This is a genomic window from Roseateles cavernae (genome assembly GCF_040187885.1).
Lineage (GTDB): Bacteria > Pseudomonadota > Gammaproteobacteria > Burkholderiales > Burkholderiaceae_C > Roseateles_E > Roseateles_E cavernae.
Genome location: NZ_JBDPLH010000008.1, coordinates 1 through 16,805, shown reverse-complemented (window position 1 = coordinate 16,805; position 16,805 = coordinate 1). Strand labels below are relative to the sequence as shown.

20 protein-coding genes are annotated in these 16,805 nt (G+C 68.1%); all 20 read right to left on the bottom strand.

What is annotated here, in order from left to right; translation table 11 throughout:
- Positions 1 to 31: 31 nt before the first annotated feature.
- Positions 32 to 169, bottom strand: coding sequence for a hypothetical protein (locus ABGI63_RS18920; protein WP_349743939.1), 138 nt, complete (start codon positions 167 to 169; stop codon positions 32 to 34).
- 15 nt (positions 170 to 184) lie between these two features.
- Positions 185 to 721, bottom strand: coding sequence for a hypothetical protein (locus ABGI63_RS18915; RefSeq protein WP_349743938.1), 537 nt, complete (start codon positions 719 to 721; stop codon positions 185 to 187).
- Positions 721 to 1,071: a hypothetical protein gene (locus ABGI63_RS18910; protein WP_349743937.1), complete on the bottom strand. Its 351-nt coding sequence runs from the start codon at positions 1,069 to 1,071 to the stop codon at positions 721 to 723. Before ABGI63_RS18910 ends, ABGI63_RS18915 begins: the two co-directional genes overlap by 1 nt.
- A gap of 15 nt (positions 1,072 to 1,086) precedes the next feature.
- Positions 1,087 to 4,647, bottom strand: a complete 3,561-nt coding sequence (locus tag ABGI63_RS18905) for a phage tail protein (protein WP_349743935.1) — start codon at positions 4,645 to 4,647, stop codon at positions 1,087 to 1,089.
- Complete coding sequence (locus ABGI63_RS18900) at positions 4,644 to 5,084, bottom strand: DUF6950 family protein (RefSeq protein WP_349743934.1); 441 nt, start codon at positions 5,082 to 5,084, stop codon at positions 4,644 to 4,646. Before ABGI63_RS18900 ends, ABGI63_RS18905 begins: the two co-directional genes overlap by 4 nt.
- Positions 5,081 to 5,686, bottom strand: a complete 606-nt coding sequence (locus ABGI63_RS18895) for a hypothetical protein (protein ID WP_349743933.1) — start codon at positions 5,684 to 5,686, stop codon at positions 5,081 to 5,083. Before ABGI63_RS18895 ends, ABGI63_RS18900 begins: the two co-directional genes overlap by 4 nt.
- Entirely contained in the window at positions 5,686 to 6,312 is a 627-nt protein-coding gene (locus tag ABGI63_RS18890; protein ID WP_349743932.1) for a hypothetical protein, read from the bottom strand. Before ABGI63_RS18890 ends, ABGI63_RS18895 begins: the two co-directional genes overlap by 1 nt.
- A complete protein-coding gene (locus ABGI63_RS18885) occupies positions 6,312 to 9,185 on the bottom strand; it encodes a phage tail tape measure protein (protein WP_349743931.1) in 2,874 nt (957 codons plus the stop codon). Before ABGI63_RS18885 ends, ABGI63_RS18890 begins: the two co-directional genes overlap by 1 nt.
- Positions 9,186 to 9,193: 8 nt before the next feature.
- Positions 9,194 to 9,487, bottom strand: a complete 294-nt coding sequence (locus ABGI63_RS18880) for a DUF1799 domain-containing protein (protein WP_349743930.1) — start codon at positions 9,485 to 9,487, stop codon at positions 9,194 to 9,196.
- A 23-nt stretch (positions 9,488 to 9,510) separates the two neighbouring features.
- On the bottom strand, positions 9,511 to 9,903 hold the full coding sequence (locus ABGI63_RS18875) for a phage tail assembly chaperone (protein WP_349743929.1): 393 nt from the start codon (positions 9,901 to 9,903) through the stop codon (positions 9,511 to 9,513).
- 74 nt (positions 9,904 to 9,977) lie between these two features.
- A complete protein-coding gene (locus ABGI63_RS18870) occupies positions 9,978 to 10,622 on the bottom strand; it encodes a phage tail tube protein (RefSeq protein WP_349743927.1) in 645 nt (214 codons plus the stop codon).
- A gap of 97 nt (positions 10,623 to 10,719) precedes the next feature.
- Positions 10,720 to 11,091 (bottom strand): DUF3168 domain-containing protein, encoded by a 372-nt coding sequence (locus ABGI63_RS18865; RefSeq protein ID WP_349743926.1) that lies wholly within the window; start codon positions 11,089 to 11,091, stop codon positions 10,720 to 10,722.
- A complete protein-coding gene (locus ABGI63_RS18860) occupies positions 11,088 to 11,576 on the bottom strand; it encodes an HK97 gp10 family phage protein (RefSeq protein ID WP_349743924.1) in 489 nt (162 codons plus the stop codon). The genes ABGI63_RS18865 and ABGI63_RS18860 overlap by 4 nt, the downstream gene beginning before the upstream one ends.
- Positions 11,573 to 11,878 (bottom strand): phage head closure protein, encoded by a 306-nt coding sequence (locus tag ABGI63_RS18855; RefSeq protein WP_349743923.1) that lies wholly within the window; start codon positions 11,876 to 11,878, stop codon positions 11,573 to 11,575. The genes ABGI63_RS18860 and ABGI63_RS18855 overlap by 4 nt, the downstream gene beginning before the upstream one ends.
- A 133-nt stretch (positions 11,879 to 12,011) precedes the next feature.
- Entirely contained in the window at positions 12,012 to 12,245 is a 234-nt protein-coding gene (locus tag ABGI63_RS18850; RefSeq protein ID WP_349743922.1) for a hypothetical protein, read from the bottom strand.
- 242 nt (positions 12,246 to 12,487) lie between these two features.
- Positions 12,488 to 12,799, bottom strand: a complete 312-nt coding sequence (locus tag ABGI63_RS18845; protein WP_349743921.1) for a hypothetical protein — start codon at positions 12,797 to 12,799, stop codon at positions 12,488 to 12,490.
- Positions 12,800 to 12,828: 29 nt separating this feature from the next.
- Positions 12,829 to 13,689, bottom strand: coding sequence for a hypothetical protein (locus ABGI63_RS18840; protein WP_349743920.1), 861 nt, complete (start codon positions 13,687 to 13,689; stop codon positions 12,829 to 12,831).
- A 1-nt stretch (position 13,690) separates the two neighbouring features.
- Entirely contained in the window at positions 13,691 to 15,883 is a 2,193-nt protein-coding gene (locus ABGI63_RS18835) for a sialate O-acetylesterase (RefSeq protein ID WP_349743919.1), read from the bottom strand.
- Between the two features lie 24 nt (positions 15,884 to 15,907).
- On the bottom strand, positions 15,908 to 16,318 hold the full coding sequence (locus ABGI63_RS18830) for a hypothetical protein (protein WP_349743918.1): 411 nt from the start codon (positions 16,316 to 16,318) through the stop codon (positions 15,908 to 15,910).
- Between the two features lie 69 nt (positions 16,319 to 16,387).
- On the bottom strand, positions 16,388 to 16,805 hold a 418-nt coding region (locus ABGI63_RS18825; RefSeq protein ID WP_349743917.1), incomplete at its 5' end, for a hypothetical protein.

Here is a 16,805-nt window from a genome sequence, read left to right as displayed (position 1 = left end):
CGGCGGGCTGGTGGGGTGCGGGGTGGCCGGCCTACTTGCAGAGCTCGGGGCGGGCCTTGCAGTCGACGCGGGGCGTGTCGACATGCTCATCCTCGGGATCGCCGCCGCCACAGGCGACAAGCAGCGCGGTGAGGACGGCGGCGACGAGATGGCGGGCGGTGCGGTGCATGGTGATGGGCTCCGGTCAGGGGTTGATGGTGCTGACGATGCTGGCCAGCTCGGCCGCGGATGTCGAAGCAGCGATGGCCGCGAGCTGCTGACGCAGCTGGGCCTTGCTGGCGTTGATCTGCTGCAGGCGCTCGACGGCCTCGGCCGGCGCGGGCTGGCCGGTGGCCGAGGCCTCGGCCAGCTCGCCGAGCGGGCGGGCCAGGCGCGCATCGAGCTCGGCCAGCTCGGCCAGCAGCGGCGCGCTGGCCTTGCGCTGCAGCGCGAGCAGCGTGGGCGTGGGCACATGGCCGCGCTGCTCGGCGTCCCAGTGCCAGGTGCGCAGCTCATCGTCGGCCGGCGCCGGCGGGACGAAGTCCTCCAGCACCGCGATCTGGTTGCCGAAGTCGTCGGCCACCAGGGCGGCAATGCGCTGGGTCTCGGGCCAGGTGACGCCAGGCACCAGGATCTGCCCGGGGCGGCGCTGCAGGGCCAGCGGGAGATCACCCTCGGGCACGTCGACATAGTCGCTGCTGATGATGCCGGTGGTGGGGTCAGCGAAGTGGTGGCGGCGCATCAGGTGGCCCTCTTGTGCAGCCAGGCCGAGACATCCATGTCTCGCCATGAGCCCGACGCCGGCCCGCCGGTGGCTTGGCCCCACAGGCCGCAGAGTACGGGCGCGCCGGCGGCGACGGCGAACCGGTGCTGGAGCGCGTAGCTGAAGCGCTCGAACTCCATCCCACCGCTGGACATTGGTTCGTGAGGCCCATAGGTCCGCACGCCGCTTTGCTCAACGAACAAACGCGCGCTGATCACGCCGCCGTCATCGCTCAGGCCCTGAAACTTGAAAGTTATCTGCAGCTGCACTACGCCTTCAATGCTGGGCGTGAAACTCACAGTGGCCAGGTCGCCGCTACCGGATGGCATATCGGTTTCTCCCGATCAGGTGATGTTGGACCAGCCAATGGGGCCGGCCGTGCGGGCGTTGTAGGAAGAGACCAGCGCACCGATGGCGATGTTGTCGGACTGGAGGTAGCCATAGTCATAAAGGCTTCGCGCGCCGCTGTTGGCCCCGCTGACTTGCAGCACACCGTTGTGCAGGCTGAAGCCCACATCGCACCATGCATTTGGGTCGGAGTCGACCGCGCCGGCATAGCACTCAGCGCCGTTGCCCTCGCCACAGGCACCGATGGCGACGAGGATGTAGGCAGATCGGTTGCGGAATTGAGATGAACCATAGACCTGTCGGCTCGCGCCGTGGCGCAGCATGGCAGCCAGCAGTGGCGGGTGCAGGTGGTTGCCTTGGGGCTCATCGAAAGTAGGGATCACAACGATGTGATCGTTGCCGATCGCATTGAGCGCCGCAGCCATAGCGTCGGCGTTGGCCACGCCGGCGTAAGTGTTGAAGCCGCCCACATCGGTGACAGCCTTGGTGATCCGATTGATCTTTATCGCGCGGTACATATTGGCCGGCCCAACCAGCACCGCGCCGGTGTCAGCGTCGTACAGCCCCGCCTCAATGGGGTGGCCGGTTGCGTTGTAGCCGCGCGCCGCGACGCGGTACATGGTGGGTCGGCCCCCTACACCAGACCAGTTCGCACTGTCAGCCACCGCCGCGATCGCATCCGGGCTCCAGGCCGTGGCCCAGATCGATCCGCTGGTCAGCCCGGGCGCCACATTGGCATCAGCCACAGCAGGAGAGACGCTGCCGATCACAAACATAGTGGCCGAGGGCGTAAATGTTTGCCATGCGGTGGTGTTGTTGTCGTACTGCCAGACCCCGCCCGAGCGCCGCACCATGGCGTAATGACGCAGGCCAAACCCACCAAAGTCAAACAGCCCCGCCGTATCAAACATCAGGTAGAACTGACCCGGACCCATGTTCGTCAGCACCCACTGGTTGGGGGCTGGGGTCTGCACCCCATTGATCAGCACGGTGCCGGGCACATCAGCCGGCGCCCCGTTGGAGTAGCCATGGATATAGGCCTCGTTGTAGTTCAGCGTGCCTGCGAAGTCGTTGACGTTGAGCTTGATGCTCAGCGTGTTGGACGGCGGGAACAGCGCCGCCGCAGTGACTGTGATGCTCGCGCTCGCCGCCGGCCCCTCGTTGCCGCTCGTGTCCTCATGCGCATACCAGATCGTCACCGGTCCCACCGGCGGCGAGGGCCAGGTGAAGCCGCCCTTGTCGCTGGTGCCGGGCACCGGCAGGCCGGCGGCGAAGCTCAGGCCGTAGCGGTAGATCGTGCGGGCATAGTCCAGCTCGGTGCTGGGCGTAGACAGCGTGCCGCGCAGCGCGCCGGGCACCACGCTGAGCACCAGGCCGCTGGCCAACGCGGGGGGCTCGGTCTTGCCCAGCACCTGATGCCAGGCCCACACATCGGGCGAGCGGAACCGCAGCCCATTGACAACCACCACCGAGACGATGATGACGGTGCCATCCTGGGGGCCGGTGATGTAGGCCGAGGTGTCGTCGCCGGCGGCGTCGACGCGGGTCCACACATCGCGGCCCACCGCGCGCCAGCTGATCTCGATGCGACCCTCGGCCATGTAGGCGGCAGGCGTGCGGTCCCAGCTGACCTTGACGCGGGAGGTGATGGTGCCATCGGCCTGCTGCAGCAACTCGGCGGTGCCGCTGGTGACGGCCAGGCCGGTGATGGGCGGCACGATGGAGGGCGAGGGCAGCACCGTGTTGGGCGTGGGGTCGAGCAGCGTGGCGTCAGCCAGGTCATAGCCATCAGGGGTGTCGGCCTGAAGGGTGAGGCCCACCGGGGCGGTGAGGCCGAAGGACCAGTCGGTGACGCGGAACCATTTGTAATCGAAGCCGTACTCGGCGCTCTTGACGCGCACGCGGTCGCCGGGCTGCAGCGGCCAGGCGCGCATCTTGGCGGGGTAGAAGATGGTCTCGCCGTTGCGGGCCTGCTCGGTCTTGACGCGGGCGATCTGGGTGGCGCGGTGGTCGCTGTTGGTGAAGGGCAGATCGACGGTGTCCCACAGCCGGCCGCCGTCGCCGGCGACGAAGACGGGGTTGCTGTAGGGCGTCATCTCGGTGGCGACGGCCGTGTTGTTCGGCACGTAGCGGCCGCGCACGCTGTTGAACAGCTCGCCCATGGGCTCGCCGCTTTGCACGATGGAGATGGAGCCGTAGAGGTCATCGTCCGTGAGGTCCATGACCGGCGGGGTCCAGGCGCCGGCCTGCACCACCCATTGGCCGCTCGGGTAGACCCAGCCGGCCATGCTCTCGGCGATGTCCTGCAGCACGCTCTCGCGGTCTTGGTCGCTGGTGATGACGCCGTGGCAGGTGTAGCGCGGGCTGGGGGTCAGCACGAACTCGGTGCCGTTCCACACGCGGTAGTTGACGATCTCGTCGCAGGCGTTGGCAGCGGCGATGACACTGGCCTCGTCGATGTCGGCGGCGGCGCGGCTGAAGCCGATGCTCTGCTGCAGATACCAGTAGGCGAGCAGCGCGGGATTGCTCGTCCAGGCGTCTGCACCGGTGCGCGGGTCGCGGACGATGAGGCCGGAGATGTCGGCTGTCCAGCCGCCGGGGCCGCTCTGGAACTCCTGGCGCTCCAGGTCCATGGTGATGACGCTGTAGCAAAGCCCGGTGCCCTTGTGCGCGGCGGTCCAACTGGCGGGCACGAGGCTCATCAGCAGCGAGTCAGCGGCCTGGCCGGGCTCGCCGAGGTGGTGACGCACGCGGACGGTGGAGCGGTCAGGGGCCTCGCGGGCGTAGTTCACCTCCCAACGGTCGGCGGCGGTGGGGGTATAGGGGGCGTCGTTGAGCAGGACCTGGGCGGGGAGGTTGAGCGTCAGGCCACTCATGCTCCAGCCGTAGGGGCCACCGTTGGGCACGGGAGCATGCGCGGCTGTCTTGGGGTCGGCGGCATCAATGATCAGCGTCACCGAGGTGACGGTGCTGGACGCTGTGAGGATGACTTCGCCGAGCACGCCGCCCAGGCCGCCCCGGCTCTGGTTGATCTTGCGGCTGGTGGCCCAGTGCGAACCGATGGCCCAGCCGTCCACGTCGAGCGGGCCGATGGGCACGCCCTCGAAAGCCAGGTCATGGATGGCGGCGCACTGGTGGTAGGCCCAGACGATGACGACGTGTTTGTAGCCGTCGGCCTTGGTGTAGGAGGTGCCGTTTTCCTTGAGGCCTTGCTTATCGGTGGTGAAGACCGCAACTACCTCGCCGCCACCCCAGCAGCGGCCGAGGCGATAGCGGCGCGGCGGGTCGGCCGCGAGCACGCTGACGTTGCGGTCTTGCAGGCTGGCGTTGTAGGCCGCCTTGGCCTGGGCGGCGGCCTTGCGCTGCTTGGAGCGGGCACGCACGCTGCCGAACACGCCCAGCGCGGTCAGCGCGATGGTGCCGGCATAGTTGACGATGAAGGCGGCCGCCGTGCCGCCGATGAAAGGGGCGATGGCCGCGACGATGCTGATGGGGTCGGCCAGCGCCGGGGCGCACACGGCGGCCAGCAGCAAGGCCAGCAGGAGCGCGCGCATCATGCCTGCACCTCCAGGCGCCAGGCGCAAACGCCGGCCGAGAGCGGCAGGTAGGCGACATGGCCCTGCGCGGTGGCCACCGCGATGAGCGCGCCGGCGCAGATGCCGACCAGCTCGCCGACGCCCTCTTCCAGCTGCTGCTCGGGCGGCAGCTGCACGAGGACGATATCGCCCAGCTGGGCCAGCAGCGGCGCGATGGGCTCGCGGCCGAGCTGCTTGGACCAGGCGGCGCGCAGGCTCCCGCCCAGGCGCTTGACGAGGCGGCGCGCGGCGGCGGCAGTGGCGGTCTCGGGCAGGCCAGCCATGGGGTCGGTGCCGGTGGCCTGGGCCACCCAGGCAGCGGCCCAGTGGCAGCAGTTGGCGGCGGCCCAGGCAAACGGGGCCGGCGGCTGGGCCAGGTAGTCGGTGAGGCGCCGGGGTCGGCTGATGGTGGTGGTCATTGCTGCTGGAATCGCTTGCTGAGCCACGGGGTGGGCTGCTTGATGAGGCCGAGGACGAACTCCAGGAAGCGGTCGCCGGGGTTCTCGAACCAGTGCTGCTCATAGCTCAGGCGCATGCCCTCGGCGTTGCGAGCGCGGCCCATGCCGGGCGCGCCGACCGGGAGTTCGATGTAGCCGCCCACGGTGCCGCCTTCGGGGCCGGGGCTCTCTCGGTCGATCTTGACGGGCTGCATCTCCAGCACGCTGCGCAGGCGCGGCGGGCCGACCACCTGGTAGTGCTCATTGAGCAGCGCCAGGTAGAGCCGCGCCGGGCGGCCGCGATAGGCCTCGACATTGCCCAGCCCCAGGGCGAGCAGAGACTGGTCGGCCACGCTCAGGCGCACGGGGATGGTCTGGGTGCTGGGGTCGGTGCTCTCGCGCAGATCGCCCACGCTGAGCAGCTTGCCCAGGCCGATCCAGCCGAAGCCGCCGGCGACCAGGTCGCGGTTGAAGCTGCTGAAGCGGTAGGTGAAGTCGACAAACTGCAGCTCCAGCAGCCAGACGACGCCGAGGGCGCGGGCGGCGAGCAGGCTGGTCTGCGCGGGGTCGGTGATGATGATCATCAGAGGCTCTCGATGAGGGGCAGGCGCATGGCATCGGTGTGCAGGCGCCCGTACGCCTGCCAGCCGAAGCGCGGCTCGGTGCGGCGCAGGTAGACGCGCGGGTAGTCCCAGGTGACGGGGGCGCCGATGGGGTGCTCGGCGCGCAGCGGCGGCTCGATTTCGACGACGATGCGGCCGGCCCCGTTGACAAGGGCCGGCGCAGTGACCATCACCAGCTGGCTGGTGCCCAGGCCGGTGCCGACCTGCAGCAAGTCGCCAGGCACCAGGCTGCGCCCCGACTGCTCCACGCCGGCGGTGACATCAAGCAAGGCTGTGCCAGCTGGCGCCACCAAGGCCAGCGCGAGCGTGCCGCGCAGTGACCCCAGCGGCACAGGCCGGGTCGGGTCAAACGCTTCGAGGTGATTGACCAGGCCGCGCATTTTGAGGCCAAGGGCCTTCCAGGCACCGGCTTCGATGTCGACCATCAGCTCGTAGGACACGAGCAGCAGGCCCCAGACCGGAACGCCGTAGCTCCGCGCCTGGATGCTGCCGCTAGGGTCGCTGCGGGTGGCGGTGTCGCTGTTGATCAGCTCCAGCGCGCAGCCCCTGGCGCAGGCGAGATCGCGGGGCATGGTGATGATGGCCATTACGCGCGCATCCGATCTTTGATGAGTGCGAGCAGCTCGCGGTTGTTGGCCCGGTGCGAGGCCTCCATGTCGGCCATCACAGCCGCGCGGTCGCTGCGGCTGTCGATGTTGGTGACTGGTGCGTAGACGATCGGCGGTAGCTCCCTGCTGCTGCCGCCATGCGCGATCACGCCGAGCTTTCCACCAGCACCGCGAGCCAGCGGCAGCACCCCCTCGGGCCCAGCCTCGCCAAGCTCGCCGAGGTTGCGTCCCCCGCCATAGGTGAACTGAGTGGGCTTGTCGAACACATCACCCATCGCGAAGCGCTTGACTTCGCCAGAGGGATCAAACGCGCCGCCTTTGGCGAAGCCGAGCCCGAGGAAGCTGCCTACGGTCTTCACGGCGCTGACCAGCTGCTGCTTGATCAGGATGCGAGCCAGGTCGGCAATGATCGAATCGGCCAGGCTCTTGAAGTCGAGCTTGCCCGTCCGGACGAAGTTGACCAGCGCGTCCTCGGCGCCAGAGAAGGCGTTGACGAACAGGCTCTCGGTCTGGCCCGCGATTTTGCGCGCGTCGTCGACATAGTTCCTGAACGCACTGCTGGCGCCCTGGGCCCAGTCAGCCTCCAGCAGCTTGCGACGCTCGATGTAGTCACGGTAGCTGCCGAGGGCTTTCTCTTCATAGCTGCGGTTCAGTGCCAGCAGGTCGTCGAAACGCTGGGACTGCTCGCCGGTGAGGATGCCGCCTTGCTGGATTGCCGTCAGCGCACGCTCGCCCTGGATGCGCTGGCGGTCCTGCATGTACTTGTCGGAGATCTGGTCGCGGCCCCTCGCCTCCTCGCGCTGGCTGTTGCTGGCGCCGAAGAGATCGAGCTCGCGAGTCTGGCCGCGCTGCAGGGTGGCCAGGTAGTCCTCGGCGGCGAGCCTGGCGTCCTCATAGGCCTTGGCCACACCGCTGACCGCCGCGCTCTGCTGCACGCCGAGCACCACCGTAGCCGCAGCGGCCTTGCCTTCGGCCTCGGTGATCTTGGCGAGGTTGTCCTTGATCTTGTCGCCGTTGGCGATGCGCTCGGCGGTGGAGAGCTTGTTGCTCGCGTTGGCTTGCTGCAGCGCGGAGATCTCGCCGCGCAGCTCGCGCACGCGGGCGTCCTTGTCGAGCTGGATGAACGCGCGTTTGGCGGCGTAGTAGTCGGCCTCGCTGATGAGGCCAGCCTGGCGGGTGGCGCTGAGGATGGCCTCGGCATCACCATAGGCGGCGGTGAGCTGGCCCAGCTGGCGCTTCACATCGGCCAAGCCGCTGCCCGAACGGGCGGCGCCGATGCCGGGGTCGAGCTTCTCTCGGATGGCAGCGACGCGCTTCTCGATCTCGGCCTGGCTCTTGCCTGCGGCGGCACCTTCGTTGCGGGCCTTGGTGACCTCGCGCTCGATCTGCTCGCGGCGCGTCAGGTACTGCAGCCCCTCTTTGTCAAAATCGGCGGCGGCCTTGATCTCCTTGGCGCGCTTGGCATCTTCAGCCGCAACAGTCGCCGCAGCGGCCTGGGAACGCTCATACAGACGGATCTGCTCACGGATGGCTTCCAGTGCCGCTTGCTGATCCTTGCGACCCTGCACGCCCAGACCGCGACCTGTCGCCGCACCGCCCTCGGTGCTGCTGAAGCCCCCAGAGGCCAGCTGCTGCTCGATGGACGCAGCGCGCTCGCGCAGCTTGGCCAGCTTCTGCTCGGGGGTGTCCTCACGCCCGATATCCAGCATGGCGTCCCATGCGCCCTTGGCTGCGCTGGTGATGCCGTTCCATGCCTTCGCGAGCAGGCCCAGGTTCTGCTCCAGACCGGGCACGCGCTTCTCGATGGAGTCGGCGTAGGCCTCTTGCGCGACGCGAGCTGCCTCGTCTCGCAAGCCCAGTTCCTCCAGCACCCGGATGCGCTCATAGGTTGAGCGGTTCAGGAAGTTAGTGGCATCGTTGAGCTTGAGGGCAGCCTGCAGCGGCGCCCGGGCCAGCTCGCGGAAGGCGTCGTTGGTTTTCTCGGCCGCTTCGCCACCGACCCGCTCGAAGCGCAGCGCTGCGGCGGTGAAGCGAGACATGTTCTCCGCGCCGACGGCGCCGCTTTGCGCCAGGTCGTTCAGCACCTCGGCCGCACGGCCGCGTGTGCCAGCGCCCAAGCGATTGACGGCCAGCGCCATCTCGTTGAGCCGCTCGCCCGTGACGCCGGCGACGTTGCCGGTGATGATCGCGGTGCGGTTGAAGGCCTGCTGCTCCTCGGCGCTCTGATACAGCGCCAGGCCCAGCGTGGCGGCTGCCGCAGCGCCAAGGCTGAAGGGGTTGACCAGGCCGAGCACATAGCGGCCCAAGGCCTGCGCGGCAGGCCCCACACCACCGAAGGTGTCCTTCAGCTGGCCGCCTTGCTGGAGCAGCACCGTCAGCGGCGCTTGGCCGCCTTGGAGACTGGTGATGATGTCGGTGAACTGCGCCGGCACTTGCCGCAGGGCTGCGGCGGTCTGCTTTGCCGAAATGCCCATCTTGTCAAGCGAGCCGCTGGCCAGCTGCTGCGCGCGTTCGGCCTGCCGCAGTTGCTCAATGAAAGGCTTGAGCGACTCCAGGTTGCCCTTCTGCTCGCCAAGCGCCTGAAAGAAGTCGGCTGTACCAGTGCCGTTAGCCTTGGCTGCCGCTGTAGCGCGCTGGATGGCGGAGATGATGCTGCGAGTGGACCTTTCGACCTTGGCGGCCGCCGCATCGCCGCCGGCGCCGACCGCCTCAACGCCCTTGGCCGCCTGCTGGCCCGACTGGGCCACGCTCTGGGCCATGTCCTTGGCGGCATCCTTGATCTCACCAAGGCCCTTGCGGGCGCCGGTGTTGTCGACACCGGTCTCGATCTGTACTTTGCGCTTGTTTGCCATGAGGGGCCCTATTGCTGCTGCTGGCGCTGGATTTCTTCGAGCGCCGCTTGCTCCATTGCGCGGATGTCGTCAAACATGCGATCCCAGCCAGCGGTGTCGAGGCCTTCGCGATCGATCAGCGGATAGAGAGCGCCGTAGTCAAGACCGATGACGCCGCCAGGCGCAATGCGCCATTGGGTTTCGAGGCGGGAGAACACCTTGAAGGTGGGCCAGTTCTCAGGCCAGACCTCTACATCGCCTGCCGGCACGCTCAGATGCGCAACGCTGAAGGGAACGTGCCGCTGCTCGCCGATGGCCTTCATGTAGAAGGCGGCGGCAGCGGCCGTTAGTTTTTTAGGCGGCCTTCGGTGATGGCGGCGGTGTAGCGATTCATGATGGCCAGCGCCGCACCAGGCAGCTCGTCGCAGAGCTGCACGACAGCGGCGCGGCCGAAGTCCTGGTCGAGGTTCCAGCCGTCGATGATGCGCATGATGTAGTCGGCGTTGCGGTCGCGGGTCTTGGTCCAGGCCTGCTCGACCGAGAAGCGGATCTCCTCCTCCGATTCGCCGGCAAGCTTCATGTCGGCCTCGGCCATGAGCTCGTCGATGAAGGCACCGTACTCGGTGCGCGTGCGATAGATGTAGGACACCTTGATCACACCTTCCTCGCCCTCGTGCAGCGGCACGGTGATGGTCAGCGGAAAGTTCTTGGGTCGGTTGCCGAGCTTGATGGTCGCCATGGAGGTTCAGCCTCAGGAGTAGTAGGGCACCGGCGCAGCGACGGTGCCGCGCCGGCATGCTGGGTTGAGGGCGATCAGTAGCTGATCGTACGGCCTTGCGCGCTGAAAACAGCCGTCACCGAGTTGGGGTTGCCGGCGCTGACACTGGGCACCTCCGAGACCGCCATGTAGCCGAAGCCATAGGACGCGGAGCCATCGGCCAGCAGCAGCTTGAACGCCACCAGGCTGAGCACCCGGCTGATGCCCAGCATGGTCTGGTAGCTGGCGTTGCTGGCGTCATGGGCCAGGGTCAGCATGATGGTGGTGGGGTTGAAGCCGAGCGGGCGGCTGATGCCGTTGCGGCGGAAGACGGGGTTCACCTGCGCGAATCGGGCATCGCCGCCGCTGGTGCCGATGGTGAGGACCTGGGGCACCTCGATCCAGTTGCTGATCTTCTTGGCCTGCGAGTTTGCGCCACCGCCGGCAGTGAAGAGGTTGGTGTCGCTGGTGTCGAGGCCGAGGATGTTGAAGGCGTCGACACTGGTCTGGTCGACGCGGAACACCGAGTCGGTCGCGTCTTCCCAGCCGGAGGTCAGCACGACCTCGTCGTTATCCAAATAGCCGTGCGCCACCGAGCCGGCGGCGGCTGGGTTCGCGTTGCTCAGCGTGGCGAGGATCTTGGCCCCGGCGAAGGTGTTGGAGAAGAGGAACTTGCCGCCCTCGGGGAAGTTGTAGCTCATGATGCGGGCCTTTCTGTTGACGTTGATTCGCCCTCATCGGGCAGTAAAAAGCCGCCACGGTTACCCGGGCGGCTGGCTCGTTGTGGCCTTGCGGCCCTTATCGCGTGGCGATCACCACGAAGTCCTGGATGGTGCTGTAGAGCCCATCGGGCGCGTCCGGCAGCTGCACGGGGTCGCGGTCCCAGATCGGCAGGCCTTCTTCCTGCGCGTTGAAGACCGTGGCAGCGCACATGGCGTCCTCGATCTGCCGAGCCAGCGCGTTGGCACCGAGCCGCGAGACAGCCCAGACATTGATCTGGATGAAGTGCTTGCACTTGTCCGCCGGGGTCTTGTCAAGGTTGCGCAAGCTCGGCCCACCGAAGCCCTGGTAGGTCACATAGGGCTTGGGCGTGGCGACGGGCGCTTCATCGGGGTAGACGTTCGGGCAGAGGGTCTTCAGCAGCGCTGTCAGCTGGATCTCGACGGTCATTGCACGACTCCTGCAGTTTCAAGCTGGCGGAACAGCTCAGCGGTGGCCGCATCCAGCGCCGCCTCGGCCTTGGACAAGGCGGGGCGCACAAAGGGCTTGGCGGCCACCTGACGGGGCGGCGACAGCGGGCGGTCCTTGTGCGTGATGAAGCGGCCGGTGGCGCGATCAAAGCTGATCTCGAAGCGCTGCAGATGGCCGTACTCCACCAGGTGGCCGTGAGGCGCCTTCTTGGCGTTCCAGCTGACGTGGTATGTGGCAAAGCCCTCCCCGCTCTGGTCTTTGCTGTAGGCCTGGTAGATCGAGCGATCGAGGTTGCCGGTGTGCCGTTTCAGGCGCGCGACATTGCGCTTGACCTCGTCATAGAAGAGCTGAGCAGCTGCCTGGGCAACTGGGCGGGCAGTGGCCTCGATGGCGGTGGCATCGGCGTCTAGCTGCCCTGTAAGGTCGGCGAGGTTGACGCGCATGCTGAAGGCGCCCGTGGTCATGTGGAGGCCTCGCAGACGAGGAACATGTAGCGGCGGTCCACCAGGTCAGGCAGCACCGCCTTGATGTCATAGACAGTGGTGCCATGCACGGCCTGCATGGCTGCGGTGATGCCGCTGCGCAAGCGCACCTTGATGCTGGCGCGGACGGTGGAGACGGGCGCATCTCCCCGAGCGGCCTCGATCCCGCTGGGGTGGCGAATGTCGGCCCACAGGTCGACCAGATTCACCATTTCGCCGTTGGGCTGACCGGCCCCATCGGTCCCGGGCGCGCGGTGGCGGATGGTGATGAGATGCTTCAGCACCAGAGCCTCTCTGCGTCGAGGATTCGCACGAGCACTGGATTCAGCACCATGTTCTGAGGCACGAGGCTGTCACTGTTCGCCCAAGGGGGGCGCTGGGGGGTGGGCATTGGTGTGTACCGGCAGGGGTGAGGAATCAGGCGCCGCTCTGACGGCGCTTCTTCTCGGCCTTGCGGCGGTCGACGGCGGCATTCCACGCAGAGACTTCGCGGGCACGGGCATCCTTGATCTGCTCATCCCGGACAATGCCCCGGGGGCGCGGCGGGCGGGCGGCAGTGTGGGTGACCCCACCCTGAGTTGCGGACGTCGAAACGGCTCCGGCGAGGGCGATGACCGCCAGCGCGGCGAGGTTTGGGCGATGTTTGAACATGTTGGTTTGTCGCGAAGTATGGGAAATCAGGCCGCGTCGGCGGCCAGCTTGAAGGGGTAGAACAGCTCGCACTTGCAGGCCGCGCAGTAGCACCAGCACTCCCAGCCCTCGTGCGCCTTGTCGTCGCCGGTCTTCACGGCCTCGGAGGCTGACCAGAGGGCTCCGCAGTCTGGGCAGTCCTCTGGCGCATCGGATGTGGTTTCGGCAGTCAGCATGGACGGCGTCGGCAGGGGCTTGGAAAGTCAGGTTTTGCCAGCCAGGCGGCGGCGATACAGGTCGAGGTAAAAGGGCAACATTTCCTGGAAGCACTCCAGATCCTCTGCGGTGGCGTCGAGAGGAAACTGCAGCGTGACTCGGCAGCCGCCAGGAACATCAAAACCAGCGGACATCACAGATGCCTCGACCGGGCTCGGCGGCGGCGCAATCGGATGGTCAGGCGAGGCAACCGACGCAGCTTCGCGGTGCGCCCGCCGTCGCCCGGCCGCGTACCCAAGGCTATAGCCCAGACTGTGGCCTCGGCTGTAGGCGCTCTCGTCTTTGGTTTTCTTGGTCATAGTGGGCTTCGCGGAGTGGATGGGAAACGTCAGCCCCACAGCCGCTCGGCATCGAGGATTCGCACGAGCACTGGATTCAGCACCATGTTCTGAGGCACCAGACTGTCACTGTTCATCCAGGCCGACACATGCGCCTTGATGAAGAGCTTGACGGCAGCCGGCACGGCCTGGCGGGTGACGGGCCCGGCTGTGAGCGAGACGCGCACTCGCGGGCCGATGGAAACGTCGCCCAGCGCCGGCCAGCTGCGACCGATCTGAGGGGCGAGGCATGTGGCGTTGCCACCGATGCCGCCCGGTGCGAACACGTACTCGCTCGGCGGCAGGGTCTGCCAGGCCGCGCCGTCCCAGTAGTCGACGGCGCAGGCGCGGGCGGCGTGGACGCTGAGCGGCTCGGTGGGCAGCGGCCAGGCGGCCAGCTCGTAGACGACGACGGTGGGCCGGTAGCGGCGGCCGGTGATCAGCTCGGCCTGCTGGCGCGCGGCGCTGATGGCGACGGCGACCTCTTCGTCGAGCACGGTGATGTCGGCGTCCATGCGGGCGGCGAGCTTGGCTTCGGCGACGGTGACGGGCTCGTCGAACTCGGCAGCGACGACGATGAGCGTGGGCGTGCCCAATGCCTCAGCGCTCGGGATGCCGGGCGGGCTGACGACAGGCCAGAGGGAGGCGCTGAGCGTGGGGGTGCCGACGGCCTCGGCGCTGGCGATGCCCCCGGCGCCGGTGATGACGCCAGCGCTGCCGCCGCCGGTGGCCGTGAGGGCTGGCGTGCCGACTGCTTCGGCGCTGGGGATGCCGCCGGCGCCTGTGATGGTGGCGGTGGTGCCGCCGGCGCCCTCCTGCGCGCTATAGACGGCGCCGCCGCCGACCTCTTGGGCGCGGTAAATCGCGGCCATATCAGGCTGCCACCCCGTGGCCGAAGTAGGCCTTGTGGGACGGGTCTTGGCCGACAGTGCCGTCGCTGTCGGTCACGAGCACGCCGAGCACCTCGCCTGGCGGGATGCCGAGGCCGGCCAGGCTGAGGGCCAGCACGCCGGAGCCGTCGGTGGTTTCAGCGTCCCACGACGCGGCGAGGCTGGAGAAGAGCACGCCGCCGGACTTGCGCAGCAGAGCCACATGCAGGCCGGTGAGGCCGGCGGCCGGGGCCGAGCCGTTGGTGGTCAGCGTGATGGACACGCCTGAGGCGGTGACGTCAGCCAGCACGCCGGCGTTGTACTCCAGGGGCAGCGCAAGCGTGGCGTCATCGATCAGCGGAGTGGCGACATCGGGCGTGGCGCCATAGAGGTACTGGACCGTCGGCGCGCCGGACAGCGGTGCGGCCAGCACCAGCCGCACCTTGGTGGCGCTCTGCCGAGTGGCGCTGGTGATGGTGACGGGAGCGCCGGCATCGAGCACGCGGAAGCCGGTGATGCCAGAGGCGGGCGCGACGGTGGTGGCCGGCGCGGTCAGCACGAGATCGACATCGACGGTGGTGCTGTTGACCTGGGTGGCGCTGGCGATGCGAGGGCCCCGGTCATAACTCTCCAGACCCAGCGCCACAAGGATGGCCTGGGCGCAGCGCTGGCCGAGCTTGGTGAAGGCGCTGGCGGTGTGGTGGATGCCGTCGGTGTGCAGCGCGAGGTCGAGCCGGTCGACGCGGCGGATGTTGGCGTCGGCGCACTTCTGGAGCTGGGCCAGCTTGATGGGCTCGGCCTCGGCGTCGTTGATCGCGCCGTTGGTGCAGCGGCCCAGGCCGACGAGGATGTAGGGGTGCGCGGCGTTGGCGACGACGGCGCGGCGCAGCGTGATCAGCTGGCCGAGCGCGGTGTAGTAGGCGCTTTGGGTAACGCCGGCCTCGGCATCGGCCTCGCCCTGGATCCAGATGGTGGCGGCGACCTTGCCGCCCGCTGCAGTCAACGCGTTGTTGCTGGAGGTGTAAGCCGCGCCGCCGCTGCCGCCGCCGTTGACCCACTGCGCTCCCGAGCCGGGAACGGTGAGGCCGGAGCCGTTGGTGGCGCCGTCGATCAGCGCCACGGGGCAGGCCAGCGCGGTGACCAGAGCGTTGCCGCAGGCGATGGCGGCGTTCATGGTGGCCGCGTTCGGCGACACCCAGGCGTTGCTGGCCTGGATGCCGGTGACGCGCAGCAGCGGGCTGGGGGTCAGCGTGGAGTTGCCGGCATAGGCCTGGCTGCTGAACCAGAGCCAGGCATTGCTTTGCCCGTCGACCATGAAGAGCACGCCGGCGCCGACCTTGCCAGACACGCCAACGGTGCCCGAGACGGTATCGCGCACCTGGACGTTGTACCAGCCGGCGCCCTTGGGCACCGCCGCGAAGCTGTGGGAGAAATTGCCGCCGCTGGCGCTGGCGATAGCGGTCCAGTCAAAGCCGGCGACGGGCGTGTTGGTGCCGTCTTGCACCAGGCGCACCTGGTTCGGGGCGGTGCCGGTGTAGGTGCCGGCCACGGCGATGGTGGCGGTGCCTGTGGTGCCGCCGCTGAGGGGGCAGACTTTGCCGCCGGGAGGGGCGGTGACGGTGTAGACCGAGGCGGCCAGTTCGTCGGCAGAGATGCTGCTGACATAGCCGGCGGCGCCGAAGGTGGTGAAGCCCGCGGCGCCGGCGCCGGAGATGGCGCTGTCGGTGACGGGCGAGATGGTGGCGCCGCCGTCGCAGCTGGCCGAGATGCTGGTGCCGTTGACGGTGATGGTCACCGCATAGTCGGTGTCCAGCGACATCGTGAAGGTGGCCGACCCGAGCTGGGTGTAGGTGCCGGCGACGTACCGGGCCAGGAACAGCGTGCCGTTGCGCACGAACGCGAAATAGAAGGTGTTGGCGCCGGACTGGGCCCGGGCGGTCACGCCGAAGAAATCAGTCGTCACGCCGCCGGTGATGCGGCCCACGACGGTGACGGAGTAGTTGGCGGCCGGCGGCGTCGCAGCGTTGCGCGCCACACCCTGGGTGGCTGCGCCCGTGTTCGACAAGCCGGAGCTGCCGCAGTAGAGCGCCGAGGCGTAGCCGGTTTGCAGCGCCCACGCACCACCGACGGCCGGGGTGTGCGCCGTCAGCAGCGTGGGCCCGGCTTCGAGGAAGTCGTCAACGACGAATGCAGCCATGTTGTTGTCTCCGGCTTGTGCGGCTTAGAGCTTGAAGATCTTGTCGCTGCCGTTCGACCAGGCGATATCCACCTGGGTGGCACCAGCAGCCACGGGCAGGCCGGTGGCGGTGTCGACGTAGGCCAGCAGCGGCGAGGTGGCGGCGTCGCCGGTGTCCTCGAAGAGGATCACGGCCTCGATGCTGGGCGCGCCGGAGATGCCAGTGATGGAGACATCGGCGGCGTCGAACACGCGGGCGGTGATGCTCTTGGTGCCGAGGGTGGCGGCGGTTCCGATGCGGGCACCGGAGGGCACGGCGGCGAGGAACTCGTCGGTGCTGAAGTTGGGGGTGTAGGCGCCGAGATCCACCAGCTGCGCCTTGATGGTGCCAGCCAGCAGGTTCATCGGGCGCGCCTTCTGCGCCGCCTCGACGGCTTTGTCATAGAGTCGGTTCATGGTGGGTCTCGGGTGGGGTTGAGCCGGGCGCGTGGGCCGCCCGGTGGGGTCAGCTCAGTGCGAGCCGGCTCAGTTGGCGGTCGGATTCAGGCCGGAGTAGCGCGCACCCCAGAGGATGTAGGTCACCGTGCCGGTGGCGTTCGCCATGGAGGCCACATCGACGCGGAAGCAGTCGAAGTTGCCGTCGGCGTCCAGCGTGTCCGCGTTGACTTCGAGGATGTACTGGAGCCGCTTGCCGTTGGTCGCGTCCGAGGTGAAGGTGTTGTTGACGACGGCGGTTTCGACCTTGGCCTGGCTGGCCGCAACGTCGATGTTTGCCAGCATTCGGTTGAAGGCCAGGGCCTTCTCGCCCGTGCCAGCCACGGCGGTCGCTTGCTTGAGCGTGACGGCGCCGCCGGTGACCGTGGTGCCGTTCGTGATGTCGATGATGACGGTGGCCTTTTGGTAGCCCTTCATCGAGACGTAGGCGGCATCGCCGGCCGCGCCG